Origin of the sequence: Bacteroides sp. OM08-11 (assembly GCF_003438665.1) — a bacterium.
Classification (GTDB): Bacteria; Bacteroidota; Bacteroidia; order Bacteroidales; family Bacteroidaceae; genus Bacteroides; species Bacteroides cutis.
Genome location: NZ_QSTJ01000007.1, coordinates 31,312 through 49,208 on the forward strand (window position 1 = coordinate 31,312; position 17,897 = coordinate 49,208).

The 17,897-nt window shown below is 41.1% G+C and carries 10 protein-coding genes, 3 tRNA genes and 1 CRISPR repeat array; of the genes, 8 read left to right on the forward strand and 5 right to left on the reverse strand.

What is annotated here, in order from left to right:
- Position 1: 1 nt before the first annotated feature.
- The 3 genes from cas9 to cas2 are packed head-to-tail and all read left to right on the forward strand — an operon-like array spanning position 2 to position 5,648.
- Complete coding sequence (gene cas9, locus DXC10_RS12585; RefSeq protein ID WP_117737966.1) at positions 2 to 4,336, forward strand: type II CRISPR RNA-guided endonuclease Cas9; 4,335 nt, start codon at positions 2 to 4, stop codon at positions 4,334 to 4,336.
- Between the two features lie 50 nt (positions 4,337 to 4,386).
- Positions 4,387 to 5,316, forward strand: coding sequence for a type II CRISPR-associated endonuclease Cas1 (cas1, locus tag DXC10_RS12590; RefSeq protein WP_101546182.1), 930 nt, complete (start codon positions 4,387 to 4,389; stop codon positions 5,314 to 5,316).
- Complete coding sequence (gene cas2 / locus DXC10_RS12595; protein ID WP_101546180.1) at positions 5,316 to 5,648, forward strand: CRISPR-associated endonuclease Cas2; 333 nt, start codon at positions 5,316 to 5,318, stop codon at positions 5,646 to 5,648. Before cas1 ends, cas2 begins: the two co-directional genes overlap by 1 nt.
- 107 nt (positions 5,649 to 5,755) lie before the next feature.
- Positions 5,756 to 6,630: direct repeats of the CRISPR family, unit length 30 nt; unit sequence GTTGTTTCCAATGGTTCAAAGATACTAAAA.
- Positions 6,631 to 6,947: 317 nt separating this feature from the next.
- Here cas2 and DXC10_RS12600 read toward each other — a convergent pair.
- Entirely contained in the window at positions 6,948 to 7,532 is a 585-nt protein-coding gene (locus DXC10_RS12600) for a Crp/Fnr family transcriptional regulator (RefSeq protein WP_101542462.1), read from the reverse strand.
- A 164-nt stretch (positions 7,533 to 7,696) separates the two neighbouring features.
- Complete coding sequence (locus DXC10_RS12605) at positions 7,697 to 9,040, reverse strand: MATE family efflux transporter (RefSeq protein ID WP_117737967.1); 1,344 nt, start codon at positions 9,038 to 9,040, stop codon at positions 7,697 to 7,699.
- A gap of 260 nt (positions 9,041 to 9,300) precedes the next feature.
- On the opposite strand from DXC10_RS12605, the gene DXC10_RS12610 reads away from it, so the two are divergent.
- From DXC10_RS12610 to DXC10_RS12630, 5 genes are all read left to right on the forward strand, one after another.
- A tRNA-Ser gene (locus DXC10_RS12610) sits at positions 9,301 to 9,387 on the forward strand.
- 6 nt (positions 9,388 to 9,393) lie between these two features.
- A tRNA-Lys gene (locus DXC10_RS12615) sits at positions 9,394 to 9,466 on the forward strand.
- Between the two features lie 15 nt (positions 9,467 to 9,481).
- Positions 9,482 to 9,553: transfer RNA gene (locus DXC10_RS12620), tRNA-Glu, on the forward strand.
- A 114-nt stretch (positions 9,554 to 9,667) separates the two neighbouring features.
- The gene (locus tag DXC10_RS12625; protein ID WP_101542464.1) at positions 9,668 to 11,332 is read left to right on the forward strand and encodes a putative transporter; all 1,665 of its coding nucleotides are present in this window, start codon (positions 9,668 to 9,670) and stop codon (positions 11,330 to 11,332) included.
- 112 nt (positions 11,333 to 11,444) lie between these two features.
- Entirely contained in the window at positions 11,445 to 13,433 is a 1,989-nt protein-coding gene (locus DXC10_RS12630) for a fructose-1,6-bisphosphatase (RefSeq protein ID WP_117737968.1), read from the forward strand.
- A 13-nt stretch (positions 13,434 to 13,446) separates the two neighbouring features.
- Here DXC10_RS12630 and DXC10_RS12635 read toward each other — a convergent pair whose 3' ends face one another.
- From DXC10_RS12635 to DXC10_RS12645, 3 genes are read right to left on the reverse strand one after another with little or no spacing between them, the layout of a single operon-like run.
- Positions 13,447 to 14,667 carry an LA_2272 family surface repeat-containing protein gene (locus DXC10_RS12635; RefSeq protein WP_117738077.1) on the reverse strand — a complete coding sequence of 407 codons (1,221 nt, stop codon included), beginning with the start codon at positions 14,665 to 14,667 and terminating at the stop codon, positions 13,447 to 13,449.
- 1 nt (position 14,668) lies between these two features.
- Positions 14,669 to 16,225, reverse strand: coding sequence for a sulfatase (locus DXC10_RS12640; protein ID WP_117737969.1), 1,557 nt, complete (start codon positions 16,223 to 16,225; stop codon positions 14,669 to 14,671).
- Positions 16,222 to 17,880: a long-chain fatty acid--CoA ligase gene (locus DXC10_RS12645; RefSeq protein ID WP_117737970.1), complete on the reverse strand. Its 1,659-nt coding sequence runs from the start codon at positions 17,878 to 17,880 to the stop codon at positions 16,222 to 16,224. The genes DXC10_RS12640 and DXC10_RS12645 overlap by 4 nt, the downstream gene beginning before the upstream one ends.
- Between the last annotated feature and the right edge of the window lie 17 nt (positions 17,881 to 17,897).

Sequence of the window (17,897 nt, forward strand, 5' to 3'; positions counted from 1 at the left end):
TATGAAGAAAGTTTTAGGTTTAGATTTAGGTTCCAGTAGCATAGGATGGGCATTAGTATATGAAGCTGAAAGCGATAATGAAACATCATCCATTATTAGATTGGGTGTGCGAGTTATACAATATGATAATTTTGTTAGTACAGAAACTGCGACAGAATTAAAAGGAGATGCTGCCGAATATTTTAAAAGAGGGAAAGGAATATCACCCAATGCTGGTCGGACTAAAGCACATGCTATGCGTATTAATTTGCAACGATATAAGTTGAGACGCAAAGCTCTGATAGATAAATTAAAGGAATGTGGTTTTATTAATGATGAAACTTTACTCTCGGAACAAGGAAACAGAACTACTTTCGAAACATATCGCTTAAGAGCAAAAGCGGTGGAGGAAGAGATATCTTTGGAAGAATTGGTGCGCGTGTTATTAATGATTAATAAAAAACGCGGATATAAAAGTAACCGGAAAATTAAAGGGAGTGAGGATGGTGCGCTGATAGACGGAAGGGAAGTAGCGAAAAAATTGTATGTAGAGAACCTAACTCCGGGAGAATTGTGTTTGCAATTGCTTGAAGCTGGAAAGAAGAATTTACCTGAATTTTACCGCTCGGACTTACAAAATGAATTTGATAAGATATGGAACTTTCAAAAACAATTTAGTCCGGAAGCTTTCTGTGACGCAGCGAAGGAGGAAGTAAAGGGAAAGAATAAAAATCAGACGTGGGCTATATTAGCGAAGTATTTCGTCTGGACAAGAAATGATTCTTTTTGGAATGAAGAGGAGGCGAGAACAGAGGTAAGAATGAAAGAATATAAACTTGTCGGTCTCAAACGGACTACCAAGGGACATGAACAGAAGTTGGAAAATTATCGCTGGCGTGTGCAGGCTCTTTCCGAACCGATGAATCTTGAAATGATGGCCATTGTACTGCAAGAAATTAACGGACAGATTACTGCATCCAGTGGGCATTTGGGCGCTATCAGTGACCGTAGTAAAGAACTCTATTTCAATAAGCAGACGGTGGGCCAGTATCTGATGGCCGAGCTGGATAAAAATCCTCACTATAGTTTGCGTAATAAAGTCTTCTACCGGCAAGATTATATGGACGAGTTTGATGCGATATGGGAGAGACAGCGTTTATATCACACGGAACTGACTCCTGAACTGAAGAAAGAAATTCGTGATATCATCATCTTCTACCAGCGCCGATTGAAAAGCCAAAAAGGACTCATCAGTCTATGTGAGTTCGAGAGACGGGACATTGTAGTGGAGAAAGATGGTGTGAAGAAAACCAAAACTATCGGTTGCAAGGTAATACCTCGTTCGCATCCATTGTTTCAGGAGTTCAAGATATGGCAGACATTGAATGACATAAAGGTGTTCGTAACAGGAAATAAGGGTAAAGGCAAGAAGGCAAATCAATCATCCACGTTGTTTAGCGAGACAGAAGATGCTTTATTGGCAGAAGGGAAACGATATTTGTACCAGGAAGAAAAGGAACTGCTGGCTAAAGAACTCTTTGTCAGAGAAAGTATGAGTAAAGCGGAAGTTCTGAAGTTGCTGTTTGAAAATCCGAAAGAGTTGGATATGAATTTTAAGCAGATTGATGGCAACCATACGGGGTTTGCACTTTTCTCGGTATATAGCAAGATGATTGAAAGATATGGCTATGAACCGGTGAGTTTTAAAGCTTCTGCAGATGATATAATCGAAAGGCTTGAAATCATATTTGCTGATTTAGGATGGAATACCGGATTGCTCTCTATTGATTTGAGTAAAGATGATAAAGAACTGGAAAAGCAGCCTTATTTCAGACTTTGGCATTTACTGTATTCTTTTGAAGGGGATAATACGGAGACGGGAAACGGTAAGTTGATTGAAAAATTGATGCAACTTTGCGGTGTGCAGAAAGAATATGCCAAAATCCTGGCAAACGTATCCTTTCAAGATGACTATGGAAGCTTGAGCGCAAAAGCGATAAAGAAAATTTTGCCTAATCTGAAAGAGGGAAATCAATATGATGTTGCTTGTGGGTATGCAGGATACCGACATTCGCAATCTTCATTGACTAAAGAAGAAATAAAGAATAAGGTATTGAAAGATAAATTGGAACTGCTTCCCAAGAATAGTTTGCGCAGTCCGGTCGTTGAGAAAATCTTGAATCAGATGGTCAATGTTATCAATACGATAATTGATACATACGGCAAACCCGATGAAATTCGGGTAGAATTGGCTCGAGAATTGAAAAAGAGTCGTAAAGAGAGAGAAGAATTGTCAAAATCCATTGCTCAAAATACTCGGGAGCATGAGGCAATTCGCAAGTTGCTACAAACAGAATTTGGTATGATGAACGTTACTCGTAATGACATTATCCGTTATAAACTTTATGAGGAATTGAAAGATAATGGATATCATACGCTCTATTCAAATCAATACATTCCCAAAGAAATGATTTTCAGTAAAGAGATTGATATAGAACATATTATTCCGCAAGCTCGTCTTTTTGATGATTCTTTGTCCAATAAGACATTGGAGTATAAGGCAATCAACATAGAAAAAGGTAATAAAACGGCTTATGACTTTGTAAAAGAAAAATATGGTGATGAGGGTTTGCAGCAGTATCTCAATCGTTGCGAAGCGCTATTCAAGGATAAGAAAACGAAGTTGAAAAAACTTAAAATGGAGAGTCGGGATATTCCTGAAGGCTTCATTGAACGTGATTTGCGGGAAACCCAATATATTGCTAAGAAAGCGTTGTCGATGTTGAGTGAAATATCTCGTCGTGTTGTTGCTACAACCGGTTCTATTACCGACAGGCTGCGCGAGGATTGGCAATTGGTGGATATAATGAAAGAACTGAATCTGCCAAAATATGAAAAACTGGGTTTGGTAGAGATGTTTGAAGATAAAGATGGCAGACAAATTAAAAAAATCAAAGATTGGAGTAAAAGAAATGACCATCGGCATCATGCCATGGATGCGTTGACTGTTGCTTTTACTAAAGATGTGTTTATCCAGTACTTTAATAATAAAAATGCTTTTTGGATGTCTGGCTCTAAAGAGCATGCAAATATAACGGCAATAAGGAATAAATATTTCGGGAATGGGAAAGCTGTTGCACCTATACCATTAAGGACATTTCGTATGGAGGTAAAGTACCATTTGGAAAATATTCTGGTTTCTATCAAAGTCAAGAATAAAATAGTGACTAATAATATTAATCGTACGAAGAAAAAAGATGGAGAAAATAGAAAACTGCAACAAACTCCCCGTGGACAGTTGCATTTGGATACTATCTATGGAAGTCATCGACGATATGTTGTAAAAGAAGAAAAAGTGAACGCTTCTTTTACTGCCGATAAAATTAGTCGTGTAAGCAAACCGGCTTATCGGATTGCTTTATTAAAACGTTTGGAGGCTTTTGGCAATGACCCGAAGAAAGCATTCACGCTTAAAAACTCCTTGGATAAGAATCCTGTCTATCTTGATGAAAAACAGATAGAAAAAGTACCGGAAAAAGTGGCTATTGTAGAGTTTGAAACTGTTTATACTATACGTAAACCGATTGATCCTCAATTGAGTATAGATAAAGTTGTAGATGCTAAGATACGTACACTTCTGAAAAAACGCCTTGAAGAATATGGAGGAGATGCTCAAAAAGCCTTTTCTAATATAGAAGAGAATCCGATATGGCTGAATAAAGAAAAAGGAATATCGATAAAGCGCGTTACCATTAGAGGTATCAACAAGGCTCAGGCTTTACATGAGAAACGAGACAAGGATGGTAATCTGATCTTTGATGAAGGAGGTAGAAAAATTCCTGTCGATTTCGTAAACACGGGTAACAATCATCATGTGGCTATTTATAGAAAACCTGTTGTGGATAAAATCGGACAGATTATGTTGGATGAGCAAGGCAACCCGAAATATGAACTTGAGGAAAAGGTGGTGTCCTTCTTTGAAGCGGTGGCGCGTATAAAATGTGACCAGCCTGTTATTGATAAGGAATATAAGCACAGTGAAGGGTGGAAGTTCCTGTTCAGTATGAAGCAAAATGAGTATTTTGTATTTCCCAATGAGAAAACAGGATTTAATCCTGAAGAGATTGATTTATTAGATCCTGAGAATTATGCACTAATAAGTCCTAATTTGTTTAGGGTACAAAAGATTGGTGCAAATGATTATACCTTCAGACATCATCTGGAGACAAGCATACAAAATAGTTCAAATGATTTAAAATTCATTACTTGGATAAGATGTGGAAAAAATGGGGTTAATGGTGTAGTTAAAGTCCGGGTAAATCATATCGGACAAATAGTATCAATAGGGGAGTATTAATATGAAAGTATAAGAAAATGGTGAATAAATAATCTATAAATCGGAGTGCTATGATTAAGAAAACACTTTATTTTGGTAATCCCGTTTATTTGTCTTTGAAGAATGCTCAATTGGTAATTAAACTTCCTGAGGTAGTCAAGAGTGATGTTTTGCCCGAAGGATTTAAACAGTGGGCTGAAGTGACTAAGCCAATAGAGGACATTGGGATTGTGGTATTGGATAATAAACAGATAACCGTTACTTCGGGAGTGCTGGAAGCTTTGCTTGAAAATAATTGTGCAGTCATCACTTGTGATACAAAAAGTATGCCGGTTGGGTTGATGCTTCCATTGTATGGAAATACTACGCAGAACGAGAGATTTAGACAGCAAATTGATGCTTCTCTGCCGTTGATGAAACAACTTTGGCAGCAGACGATTAAGGCAAAGATAGAAAATCAGGCAGTGGTATTGAAGGAGTGTGCTGGGGAAGAAATAAGGTGTATGAAAGTTTGGGCTGCTGATGTGAAAAGTGGGGATTCGGATAATTTAGAGGCTCGTGCGGCAGCATATTATTGGAAGAATCTGTTTAGGATAGAGGGATTTACCAGAGACAGGGACGGGGTTCCGCCTAATAATCTGTTGAATTATGGATATGCTATTTTACGAGCAGTGGTTGCTCGTGGGCTGGTTGCAAGTGGACTCTTGCCAACGTTGGGGATACACCATCATAATCGTTACAATGCTTATTGTCTGGCAGATGATATAATGGAACCTTATCGTCCGTATGTGGATAGATTGGTGTACGGCATAGGCAAGAATAATGATACTTATACTGAGCTGACTAAAGAATTGAAAGCGCAGTTGCTGGCTATTCCTACATTAGAAACTAATATTTCGGGAAAGCGTAGTCCGTTAATGGTGGCTGTTGGGCAGACAACGGCTTCACTCTATAAATGTTTTAGTGGTGAACTGCGTAAGATATCTTATCCGGAGATGTAATGGACAGATTTAGTGAATATCGTATTATGTGGGTACTTGTATTGTTTGATTTGCCTACCGAGACGAAGATAGATAAAAAGGCGTATGTGGATTTTAAAAAAAAACTGCAAAAAGATGGATTCACGATGTTTCAGTTTTCTATATATGTTCGTCATTGTGCGAGTAGTGAGAATGCGGAGGTACATATAAAAAGAGTTAAATCTTTCTTGCCTGAACATGGAAACGTAGGAATTATGTGTATTACGGATAAACAATTCGGAAGTATTGAACTTTTTTATGGAAAGAAGACTATGGAAGTAAATACTCCGGGACAGCAACTGGAGCTGTTCTAAAAAGAAAATCCCGCTATTAGGCGGGATTTTTTCTGGGAAACATACTTCTTTTTTTAATTCTAAATGGTGTAGTAACTAGTTGAATATTATAATGTAATGAATATTCAGTTGTTTCCAATGGTTCAAAGATACTAAAATGAAAGCAAATCACAACTCCAGTTCGGCCACTAAAATATACTGGAGCGTTGTTTCCAATGGTTCAAAGATACTAAAATGAAAGCAAATCACAACAAATCACAATTGTCCTGTATTTCCATTGTGTTGTTTCCAATGGTTCAAAGATACTAAAATGAAAGCAAATCACAACCTGAATAGTTGCCTTCATGAAGGATTTTTTGTTGTTTCCAATGGTTCAAAGATACTAAAATGAAAGCAAATCACAACTGGTAACTTGTTTTTCAAAATAGAATGAAGGTTGTTTCCAATGGTTCAAAGATACTAAAATGAAAGCAAATCACAACCATCGCTACAATATTAGCCCATGTCATTTCGTTGTTTCCAATGGTTCAAAGATACTAAAATGAAAGCAAATCACAACATTCCATGGAGTATTACCACGTCAACAATAGTTGTTTCCAATGGTTCAAAGATACTAAAATGAAAGCAAATCACAACATATACTCTTTCGCAGGCCTTGAAAGCTTGTTGTTTCCAATGGTTCAAAGATACTAAAATGAAAGCAAATCACAACTAATGGTGGTTGGCTTTGTGCTAATGAGATGTTGTTTCCAATGGTTCAAAGATACTAAAATGAAAGCAAATCACAACAAGTGCCGAAGCCTTATCCGGTGGAAAGAAGTTGTTTCCAATGGTTCAAAGATACTAAAATGAAAGCAAATCACAACGTTTGACCGTTTGGCCACAAACAATATGGTGTTGTTTCCAATGGTTCAAAGATACTAAAATGAAAGCAAATCACAACTCTTTCCAAGCTTGATAATTATTTTTATGAGTTGTTTCCAATGGTTCAAAGATACTAAAACTCGCAAAAAAACGGCAAAATTTGGATAAATAAAGTAAGTGTTTGGTATTGAGGAGAGTTAAGCCAAATTCTTATATACCTTTCCAAATCGTTAAAATGTAGGATAATGAAGGGCTAAGAGAAAGATTTGCTACTTATCCGTTGCCCTTTTTAGCCCCGGATAATCCGGCAAAATAACGCTTGACCACCTACGGTTTTACCGCTCACCATGCAAAGAACCCTATATTTTGCCCGTAGAGATAACCGTTTTTTTCTGTTTTTCATGGAAATACAGGTTGTGTTACCGGTATCCGGAGTTTTAGACAGGGATGGGTGGCCTACAGTATGCCCGAACGTACCCGGCTCAGTGTTTCGGGCGTCATCAGCAGATAGGATGCGATATGGGATAAAGGCGCTCGTTTGATGACTTCCGGCTGGTGCTGCATCAGTTGGGTGTAGCGTTCGCGTGCCGTTTCGAACCGCCAGGAGTCAGCCTTTATTTGTGAGACAATGAGTGAATATTCGAGTATTTTGCGATAGAACATGTTGATTTCCCAGGAAACTTCGGTGAGGAGCATCAGCTTGTCGTAAGGCAACAGATAGACTACACTGTCTTCAAGGGCTTCGATCATGAGGTGGGTTGGCTCTTTCTTCAGCGTGCTTTCAATACAGATGATGATACAACCTTCGTAAGAGAAGTGTTCGGTAACGTCTTTTCCATTTTTGTAATAGAACTGTCGCAACATACCTTTACCGACGAGAACCATATTGTGGCTGACTTGCCCTTCTTTCAGCAGGATCTCGCCTTTTTGTACCTCTTTACGGATAAGAATTTCTTCTATCTGTTTTCTACCTTCGGGAGCCATCCCAGGATAACGGGAATTAACGGCAGCATCTACAGTTTCCTTTAATAGTGTATCCATACAGCCAAATCGGTTAAAGTTCGTTTTACCTGCAAAGATAGAGGTTTTGTTTAATTACTGATTACTAATTGTGAATTAAAGCTTGCCATATTGAAGTATATTGCGTATGATGACGCAAGTATACTATTTTTTAGTTTCCGGTGCAAAAAAAGATGTTTTTTGTATTAGTAATTAATGAAGCCTTTATGTACCCACTTCATACTGTACCATCGATGTACAAAGATGATCCCCCGGATATTTTCGTCCAGTAAGAAAGCCACCCACATGCCACAGATACCCCATCCGAAAGGAATACCGAAAAGATAACCGAGGCCGACCGCTATACTCCACATCACAACCAACCCGACATAGAACGGATAGTTGACGTCGCCTGCCGCACGCAGGGCGTTGGTGGCGAAAATATTGATAGGGCGGCCTATTTCAAGAACTATATCGATGAATAGAATAGTGACGCCCATGTGTATGATTTCGGGATTGGAAGTGAGCCAACTAAAGATGATATGACCGAAAAATGCGAGGATGCATGAGAGTATAACGGTTATCATCACAGATTTTTTCATGACGTATTTACCCATCAGAAAGGCTGCATGCGGTTTCTTTTCGCCTATCAGATGTCCGATGCAGATGGCACCGCCCTGTGCCATCGAGATGCTGAACAGGTAGGCAAACATAATGATATTGACGCAATAGGTACGGGTGGCGAGTGCTTCTACTCCCAGCATATTGATAAAGAAGGTGATGACAACCTGAGATGAACTGTACGATAATTGTTCTCCGGCGGAAGGTAATCCGACTTTCATCAAGTTTTTCAATTCCATCCATGGAAACGGGCGAAAGTAGGCAAGCGGAAAACGGTGAATATGTTTGCGGAACAGGATGATAAATAGGAGCAACATCGATACACCACGACTGAAAGCTGTGGAAATGGCAGCACCTTCCACACCCATTTCAGGAAAACCGAATCGCCCGAAAATAAGTGAATAGTTACCTATTATATTAAGGATATTGATAACAACAGTTACTAACATGGGATATACAGCTTTGTTGGCGCTACGTAAAGAGGCGGAGAGAGTGAGTGAAAGTGCCTGGAAAAAAGCAAAGGCACCTACAATACGCATATAGTCAAGACCGTCTTGCATCAGTTCGGGAGTGAGCCCCATCAGACGGAGAATGGGATTGGCACAGGAAAACAGGAGCAGACTGACAATGATTCCGACCACCAGATTGACGATGATAGAGACACCTACAACTTGTACTACCTTCTTTTGTAGTTTAGCACCCAAGTATTGGGAACAAAGTACGGAAGTGCCGAGGTTTATGACTTCGAATACTAGGAATGTAAGCATGATAATCTGGTTGACGACACCTACGGCGGCAACACTGTTGTCTGAGTGTCGGTTCAGCATGATGGTATCGACTGCACCGAGCATCATGATGAGAAGTGTTTCTATAAAGATGGGGGCTGCCAGTTTAGCAAGCCGTTTCTTTAAACTTTCCTGTTGTATCATTTGGAACGTGCTGTGATGAAAAATCGCGCAAAGGTACAGAAAGAGGAAAGAAGAAGGATTGATACAAATCAAGAAATAGGAATTTGTAGATTTATGATTTGTAAATTCTCATTTTTTTTCTTCCTATTAGAATTTGACTGTTAATGTGTTACCTCTTTTTATCGGAAAATGCTTAAAAAAATATGTGAGAAAGATTTGCAAAGTCCAAAAGTTTGCCATACATTTGCACCGCATTTGAGAAGAATGTTGGTTAATAAAAAGGAAGTTTGGGTGAGTGGCTGAAACCACCAGTTTGCTAAACTGACGTACGGGTAACCGTACCGGGGGTTCGAATCCCCCAGCTTCCGCTCTTTGCACTCTTAGCTCAGTTGGTAGAGCAACTGACTCTTAATCAGTGGGTCCAGGGTTCGAATCCCTGAGGGTGTACTAAACCGGAAAGCCGGTGGATTCGTCTAACGGTTAGGACACATGCCTCTCACGCATGCAATACGAGTTCGATTCTCGTATCCACTACAAACGATATTAATGCGGTTACCTAATGGGGTGACCGCTTTTTTTATGCTTTTATTTTCAACCTACAAGGATACTTCCTATCTTTGTAGGCATAAACGGTAAAACTGTAAAACATTGGATTGGCTATATAGTTTGTTTGTCGAACATTCCGCTTTACAGGCGGTGGTGGTACTCTCATTAATTTCCGCTATCGGATTGGGACTGGGTAAAGTGCATATCTGTGGTATATCTCTCGGTGTGACGTTTGTTTTTTTTGCAGGTATCCTTGCCGGGCATTTTGGGTTGTCCATTAATCCACAGATGTTGAACTATGCGGAAAGTTTCGGATTGGTAATATTTGTATATGCGTTGGGACTGCAAGTTGGTCCGGGCTTTTTCAGTTCTTTCCGTCAAGGAGGAGTACAACTGAATATGTTGGCGTTGGGCGTGGTGCTGATAGGTACATTGCTCACAGTACTGGGTAGTTACGGATTTGGCATTTCTTTGCCCAATATGGTTGGTATACTTTGTGGAGCTACGACTAATACGCCGGCGTTAGGTGCGGCTCAGCAAACGTTGAAGCAAATGGGGTTGGAAGCCAGTACTCCGGCATTGGGATGTGCAGTGGCTTATCCGTTGGGTGTGGTAGGGGTTATTCTTGCTGTGTTGGCTATCCGTAAGGCTTTGGCACGTAAGGAAGATTTGGAACTCAAAGAGAAAGATGACGAGAATAAAACCTATATTGCTGCCTTTCAGGTGCACAATCCGGCTATTTTTGATAAAAGTGTCAAAGAGATAGCAAGTTTAAGTTATCAGAAATTTGTGATTTCCCGCTTGTGGAGGGATGGTAATGTAAGTATCCCGACTTCCGAAAAAGTGATAAAGGAGGGTGATCGTTTGCTGGTTATCACTTCCGAAAAATATGCGCCTGCGCTGACTGTACTTTTTGGTGAACAGGAACATACAGATTGGAATAAGGAGGATATCGACTGGAATGCTATTGACAGCCAATTGATTTCGCAGCGTATTGTTGTGACGCGTCCTGAGTTAAATGGTAAGAAGTTGGGCTCATTGCATTTACGTAATCATTATGGCATTAATATCAGTCGTGTATACCGTAGTGGTGTACAATTGCTGGCTACGGCAGAATTAACTTTGCAATTGGGTGACCGCTTGACTGTGGTGGGTGAGGCTGCTGCCATTCAAAATGTGGAGAAAGTATTAGGAAATGCCATCAAGAGCTTGAAAGAACCGAATTTGGTAGCAGTGTTTGTGGGTATCATATTGGGGTTGGCTTTGGGGGCTATTCCATTTTCTATTCCGGGCATCAGTGCTCCGGTGAAACTCGGTCTGGCAGGTGGTCCTATCATTGTAGGCATTCTTATCGGTACGTTTGGTCCGCGAATGCATATGGTAACTTATACTACACGGAGCGCCAATTTGATGTTACGTGCACTGGGGTTATCTCTTTATCTGGCTTGTTTGGGACTTGATGCAGGTGCTCATTTCTTCGATACGGTATTCCGTCCGGAAGGTTTGCTGTGGATTGCCATAGGTTTCGGACTGACGGTAATTCCGGTGTTGATTATGGGTGTCATCGCATTTAAGATAATGAAAATTGATTTCGGTTCGATGGCGGGGATGTTGTGTGGAAGTATGGCAAACCCGATGGCATTGAACTATGCCAATGATACGATACCCGGTGATAATCCGTCTGTGGCATATGCCACGGTTTATCCATTGTGTATGTTTTTGCGTGTGATTATTGCGCAAGTGTTGTTGATGTTCTTGCTTGGTTGATAATTGATAGTAAGAGATTGATAATTGGAAGTTGAGAATTAAAGTTTCAGAGTGATTTTAAATAAAGTAACTTTCATCGTAATTTGTAAATCGTTAAATCGTAAATAATATCATGGGAACCATTACTCCTGAAAGTATTGTCAGTGACCTGCGCTATTTGCAACTGTTGTCACGTAGTTTTCCTACTATCGCTGATGCCAGTACGGAAATCATAAATTTGGAAGCTATTCTGAATTTGCCGAAAGGTACAGAACATTTTCTCACTGATATTCATGGTGAATATGAGGCTTTCCAGCATGTATTGAAGAATGCTTCGGGAGCTGTGAAACGGAAAGTGAATGAGATTTTTGGTCATACCTTGCGTGAAAGCGAGAAGAAAGAGCTGTGTACTTTGATTTATTATCCGGAGGAGAAGTTACAATTGATAAAAGAGCATGAAACAGATTTGGATGATTGGTATCTGATTACTTTGAACCAATTAGTGAAAGTCTGCCAGAATGTTTCTTCTAAATATACACGTTCTAAAGTACGTAAGGCACTTCCGGCAGAATTTTCGTATATTATTCAGGAGTTGTTGCACGAATCGAGTATAGAACCGAACAAACACGCTTACATCAATGTAATTATCAGTACCATTATTACTACAAAACGTTCCGATGATTTTATCATTGCCATGTGTAATTTGATACAACGTCTGACGATTGATTCTTTGCACATTGTTGGTGACATTTATGACCGTGGACCGGGCGCTCATATCATTATGGATACGCTTTGCGATTATCATAACTTCGATATTCAGTGGGGAAATCATGATATTTTGTGGATGGGAGCTGCATCGGGTAATAATGCCTGCATTGCCAATGTTATCCGCATGTCCATGCGTTATGCCAATCTGGCAACGTTAGAAGATGGCTATGGTATCAATCTGTTACCCCTTGCTACGTTTGCTATGGATACATACGGTGATGATCCTTGTACAATCTTTGCTCCGAAGATGAATTTTGCCGACTCGGAATACAATGAAAAGACGTTGCGTCTGATTACTCAGATGCATAAGGCAATTACGGTTATTCAACTGAAACTGGAGGCGGATATCATCAGCCGTCGTTCTGAGTTCAATATGGAAAGCCGGAAGTTATTGCATAGGATTGATTTTGAGCGTGGAGTATTTATGTACGAAGGTAAGGAATATGAGTTGCGTGATACCAACTTCCCGACGGTTGATCCTGCGGATCCTTACCGCTTGTCGGATGAGGAAAAGGAATTGGTAGATAAGATCCATGCCTCGTTCATGAATAGTGAGAAGTTGAAAAAACATATGCGGTGCCTGTTTACATACGGTGGTATGTATCTGGTTTGTAACAGTAACCTGCTATATCATGCTTCCGTACCTCTGAATGAGGATGGTAGTTTTAAGCATGTACGTATCGGAAAGAAGGAATATTGGGGGTATAAATTGTTGCAAAAAACTGATCAATTGATACGTACAGCCTATTTCGATGAGGATGGTTCTAAAGAAAAACTGTTTGCCTTGGACTATGTCTGGTATATGTGGTGTGGCCCTAATGCACCATCATTCGACAAGGATAAGATGGCTACCTTTGAACGTTACTTTGTTGCCGATAAGGAGCTGCATAAAGAGACTAAAGGGTATTATTATACTTTGCGTAATCGTGCGGATATCTGCGATAATATATTGACTGAGTTTGGTGTAGAACCAGGACCCCATTCACATATCATTAACGGTCATGTGCCTGTAAAAACCATTAAGGGTGAGAAACCTATCAAAGCCGATGGTAAGTTGCTGGTGATTGATGGCGGTTTCTCTAAAGCTTATCAGCCTGAAACCGGTATTGCGGGTTATACATTGGTGTATCATTCCCATGGTTTGCAGCTGGTACAGCACGAACCTTTCCAAAGTCGCCAGAAGGCAATAGAGGAAGGGCAGGATATTAAGTCTACCACATTTGTTATCGAGTTCAATTCACAGCGTATGATGGTGAAAGATACGGATAAAGGCAAAGTACTTGTGACACAAATCCAGGACTTGAAAAAATTACTAGTAGCGTATAGAACGGGATTTATAAAAGAGAAACAATGAGATAAATGGCTATTTAGTATTTAAACAATATCACTCCACCTTCTACAATCACTCCTTTGTCATAGTTGGAACTTCTGTTGTAATACCTGTCCCATCCATAACCGCCGGTAACGAATATACCCAAATAATCCGTCAATCGGTACTCAAGATTAATGCGTGATTGCAATGAGTAGAGACGGGCGGGATAACCGTGGTTCTTATTCTTGAAGGTTTCGATGTGTTGGTAGCCTAAATCTCCGCTGATGTGCAATCTTTCATAAAGAGGTAATTCTAATCCGGCACGATAGAATAAAGCGGCAGAGAACTTATCACTGAAATCCAGATAGGGAGAACCGGCACCTAGAATGGTGTAAAATAGTTTGTTCTTGAAGCGGGCGGCCGCATTCAGTTTAGTGGTATTACCGCCGAATACCATAAGTTGCACTTTAGTTTGTGGGTTGGCATTGACTAAACCTAATTGGAAACCATTCAAACTCTCTTTATAGTAATTCAGAAGTCCGATTTGCAGACCTTTTGCATGGAGGGCAACGTTGAGTGGAGCAAGTTGTATTCCGGTAGCTGTACCGCCTACTACATTGCCTATACCTGCTATTTGAAGCCCTTTCATATCATCACCCACTACGCTCAACAATCCGGAAATATTGATCCCTTTGAAACTACCTCCCGAAATATTGGCAAGTCCTGAGAGTTGGACCCCTGCAGATTCTTCTCCTGTGATATTCAGTAAGCCACCGATAATGACACCACGGCTGTTATCTCCCGTGATGTTAGCTAATCCGGACAATACGACTCCCCGTGCATAATTTCCTGTAATACCTACCAGACCGGATATGGATACACCGCTCAAACTGTTACCGTTGACATTGGTAATACCGGCAATCTGAACTCCTCGCATACTACCGCCCACCATATTGGATATTCCCGCCATCTGCATGCCGTTCATATCTCTGCCTACCACACCACTCAAAACATTCATTCCTAAACCATTCAAACGGTTCATGGATGAAAAAATACCGAGATTGAAGCAAGTACTGCCTATGGTATCTGTACGTTGGGTTGAGATATTTTTCCAAAGAGAAATATTGATACCCACAGGACCATGATCTGTTTGTGGAACACGCTGTTTAGGAGGGTGGTTGTGTCTCTCTTTTATGGAACTCTGAATGTTGTTCTGACTATAAATTTCCCCTGCAAACAACAAGGAAAGCAGAATGAGCAGAAAGATACGTTTCATGTTATTTAAAAGTTTCATCTGGCCAAGGCGCCAACTGTTGAGTGGCACGTAATATGGGACGTTGTGCATCCACAGACCGAAGATAGTTACTTAATTTCTGTGATAATTTCTTGACGAGCGTCGGATTTTTTCCGGCCACATCATTTTTTTCACTGATATCGGCAGGTATATTGAATAACTCATGTTTACCACTGTCGAAATAATACACCAACTTCCAGTCGCCCGAACGGATGGAACAAGTAGCGCCGATACCTGGTCCCGAAGGACCCCAACTATGAGGATAATGCCAATAGATGTCACGGTCTTTCATTTTACCTTTACCGGTGAGCAGAGGCAAAAAGCTGATACCGTCACGCTGCTGGATGGTATTATAATGTTCTACTTCTGCTATTTCGAGAATAGTAGGGAAGAAGTCTTCTATCATCAGATAGTGGTTACACTTTGTTTCGGGAGTAACCACACCAGGCCAGCGTATGATCATCGGTTCACGTACGCCACCTTCGTAGGCAGAACCTTTCCCACTGTTCAGGGGATAGTTTTGTATATGCAGTTGTCCAGCACGTGTGTGGGCGGCAAGTCCTCCATTGTCCGACATGAAAATCAGGACTGTATTCTCCGTCAAGTTATTTTTGTCCAGATAGTCCATGATATCTCCCAGGCTCTTGTCCATTCCTTCGATAAGCGTGGCGTATGCCGCTTCCACCGGAGGCAATCCGGCATCGATGTATTTCTGATAGAAACGCATATCCGGCTGTATGGGCGTATGTATGGCATAATGCGCCATATAGAGGAAGAACGGCTTGTCAATCTTCTGCGCGGTGTCCAATGCTTTTTCCGCTTCTATAGTGAGAGCTTCGGAAAGGAATATATCTTTTCCGTGGTACTCTTCCAAACCGGGTACGGCAGCCAATGGACTTTTACCGTCCGGCTTATTACCGAAGTTTTCCGTACCATAATAACTGGCAGGTGAACCAGCAGCGTGTCCCGCGATATTCACATCAAATCCCATCTTCAATGGGTCGGCACCCGGAGTATCTTCGGCACCGAAGTGAGCTTTTCCACAATGTATAGTGTGATACCCATTATTTTTAAGCAATTGTGCAAGCGAGGTGACTTGCGTGGTGCGTTCCACTCCCGGTTCCTGACAAATACCATTTACATTCCATTCTGGATAAATCATAATGGAATCCGGTTGTTCATGGGTAGTATTTTTACGCAATGTCCAACTGGTGACACGATGACGGGCTGCATTCATCCCCGAAAAGAGGCTGACGCGGGTTGGAGAACTGATGCTACATGCGTATGCTTGTGTAAACATTCTTCCCTGAGCTGCCAACTTCTCCATATTGGGAGTGTGATACGTATCATTATACTTGGTACGTTGTGTCCAAAAAGGTAGGGAAGTGTCTTGCCATCCCATGTCGTCCACCAGGAATAAAATGATATTGGGACGTGTCTTGTCAGCATGCGTTACACTGCCTTGTGGCATATCGCATACTTCTTCTGCCATTCCGTACAATGGAAACAAGGCGGCGGATAATAATAGTTTGTTTCTCATCCTTTAGCTTCCTGATATAAAAAGCGTTTGATTGATTTCTTTGGGGTTTTCTCAAACTCTTCGGGATAGATTTTCATTTTGAAAATTTGGCTGTATGCAGGTAGTTCCGCATTCAGTGCCACACGGTTTTCTTCCATCACACGTTCTATATCTTCGTTGTGAAGTCCGTGTGCAAAGGCGTCATCAAAGTCCGGATAAACCAATCCGACAAGCTTCTCGTTTTGTTGTACGATGATACTTTCGGCAACATATGGCATGTTATTCAACTTATCTTCAATTTCTTCGGGGTAGATGTTCTGACCACTCGGACCGAGAAGCATATTCTTACTACGGCCTTTGATGGTCACATTACCTTCAGTATCCATCAAGGCGAGGTCACCGGTACGTAACCAACCGTCCTTATCGAGTACCTGTTCGGTAGCCTCTTCGTTTTTGTAATAACCCAACATTACGTTAGGTCCGCGACAAACAATTTCGCCCGGGATGTTTTCCGGATCGGGAGATAATATTTTCACCTCCATGCGGGGAGCAGCTTTACCACAAGATCCCGGTTTGAAGCGAGTCCAGTCTTCGTAACAGATGATAGGACCACATTCCGTCATACCGTAGCCCACGGTGTATGGGAAGTCTATCATGCGCAAGAACTGTTCCACCTCTTGGTTGAAAGCGGCACCTCCTACGATGACAGCGGCAAAATTACCTCCGAAGGCCTGTATCATCTGCTCACGTACGGTAGCTTTTATCTTATCATTGATGATAGGCACTTTTAGCAACAACTTCATCGCTGGTGTTTCCAGTTTCGGCAGTACGTTCTTTTTGATGATCTTTTCGATGATGAGCGGCACTGCTACAATCAAGTTCGGTTTCACCTCGGCGAATGCCTGGAAAATAATCTTCGGACTCGGCATGCGGGTCAGGTAGTAAATGTGGCACCCCACGGCGAACTCGTACAGGAACTCGAATGCGAGTCCGTACATGTGTGCCATCGGCAACATACATACCAATTTGTCTCCGGCTTTCAGCGGGAGCACTTCGAAGGCAAAGGCTGTGTTCGACCATAAACTGCGGTAAGGCAGCATAACACCTTTGGAGTAACTGGTAGTACCGGATGTATAGTTGATAACCGCCAATTCTTCCGGTTGGTCTCTATGATAAGCGATATGTTCCTTACGGAAGTTCTTGGGATATTTCTTACCGAACATTTCATTCAGGTGTTCACGCGCGTAGTCCAATTTTTCACTGCGTGAAACGAGGATGGAGAAGTCCGTCATCAGCATAATACCTTCCAACAATGGCATGGCACTTTCGTTCAGGTTTTCCCATACCTGGTCACCTACAAACAGAAGCTTAGCTTCGGAGTGGTTGACGATGTTATGAACGTTATCCGCTTTAAATTCGTGAAGGATAGGGACGATTACTGCGCCATATGTCAGTGTGGCAAGGAATGTCACTCCCCAATGTGAACTGTTGCGGCCGCAGACAGCTATCTTGTCACCTTTCTTGATGCCGCTTGATTCAAAGATTATATGTAACTTTTCTATCTTGCGGGCTACATCTTTATATTGTAGGGTAGCTCCTTTATAATCTGTCAGAGCGTCCAAGTCCCAATTTTCTTTTATACTGTTTTCTATATAGGCAATAAAACTTTGTTTCATGATATTAATTGCACATT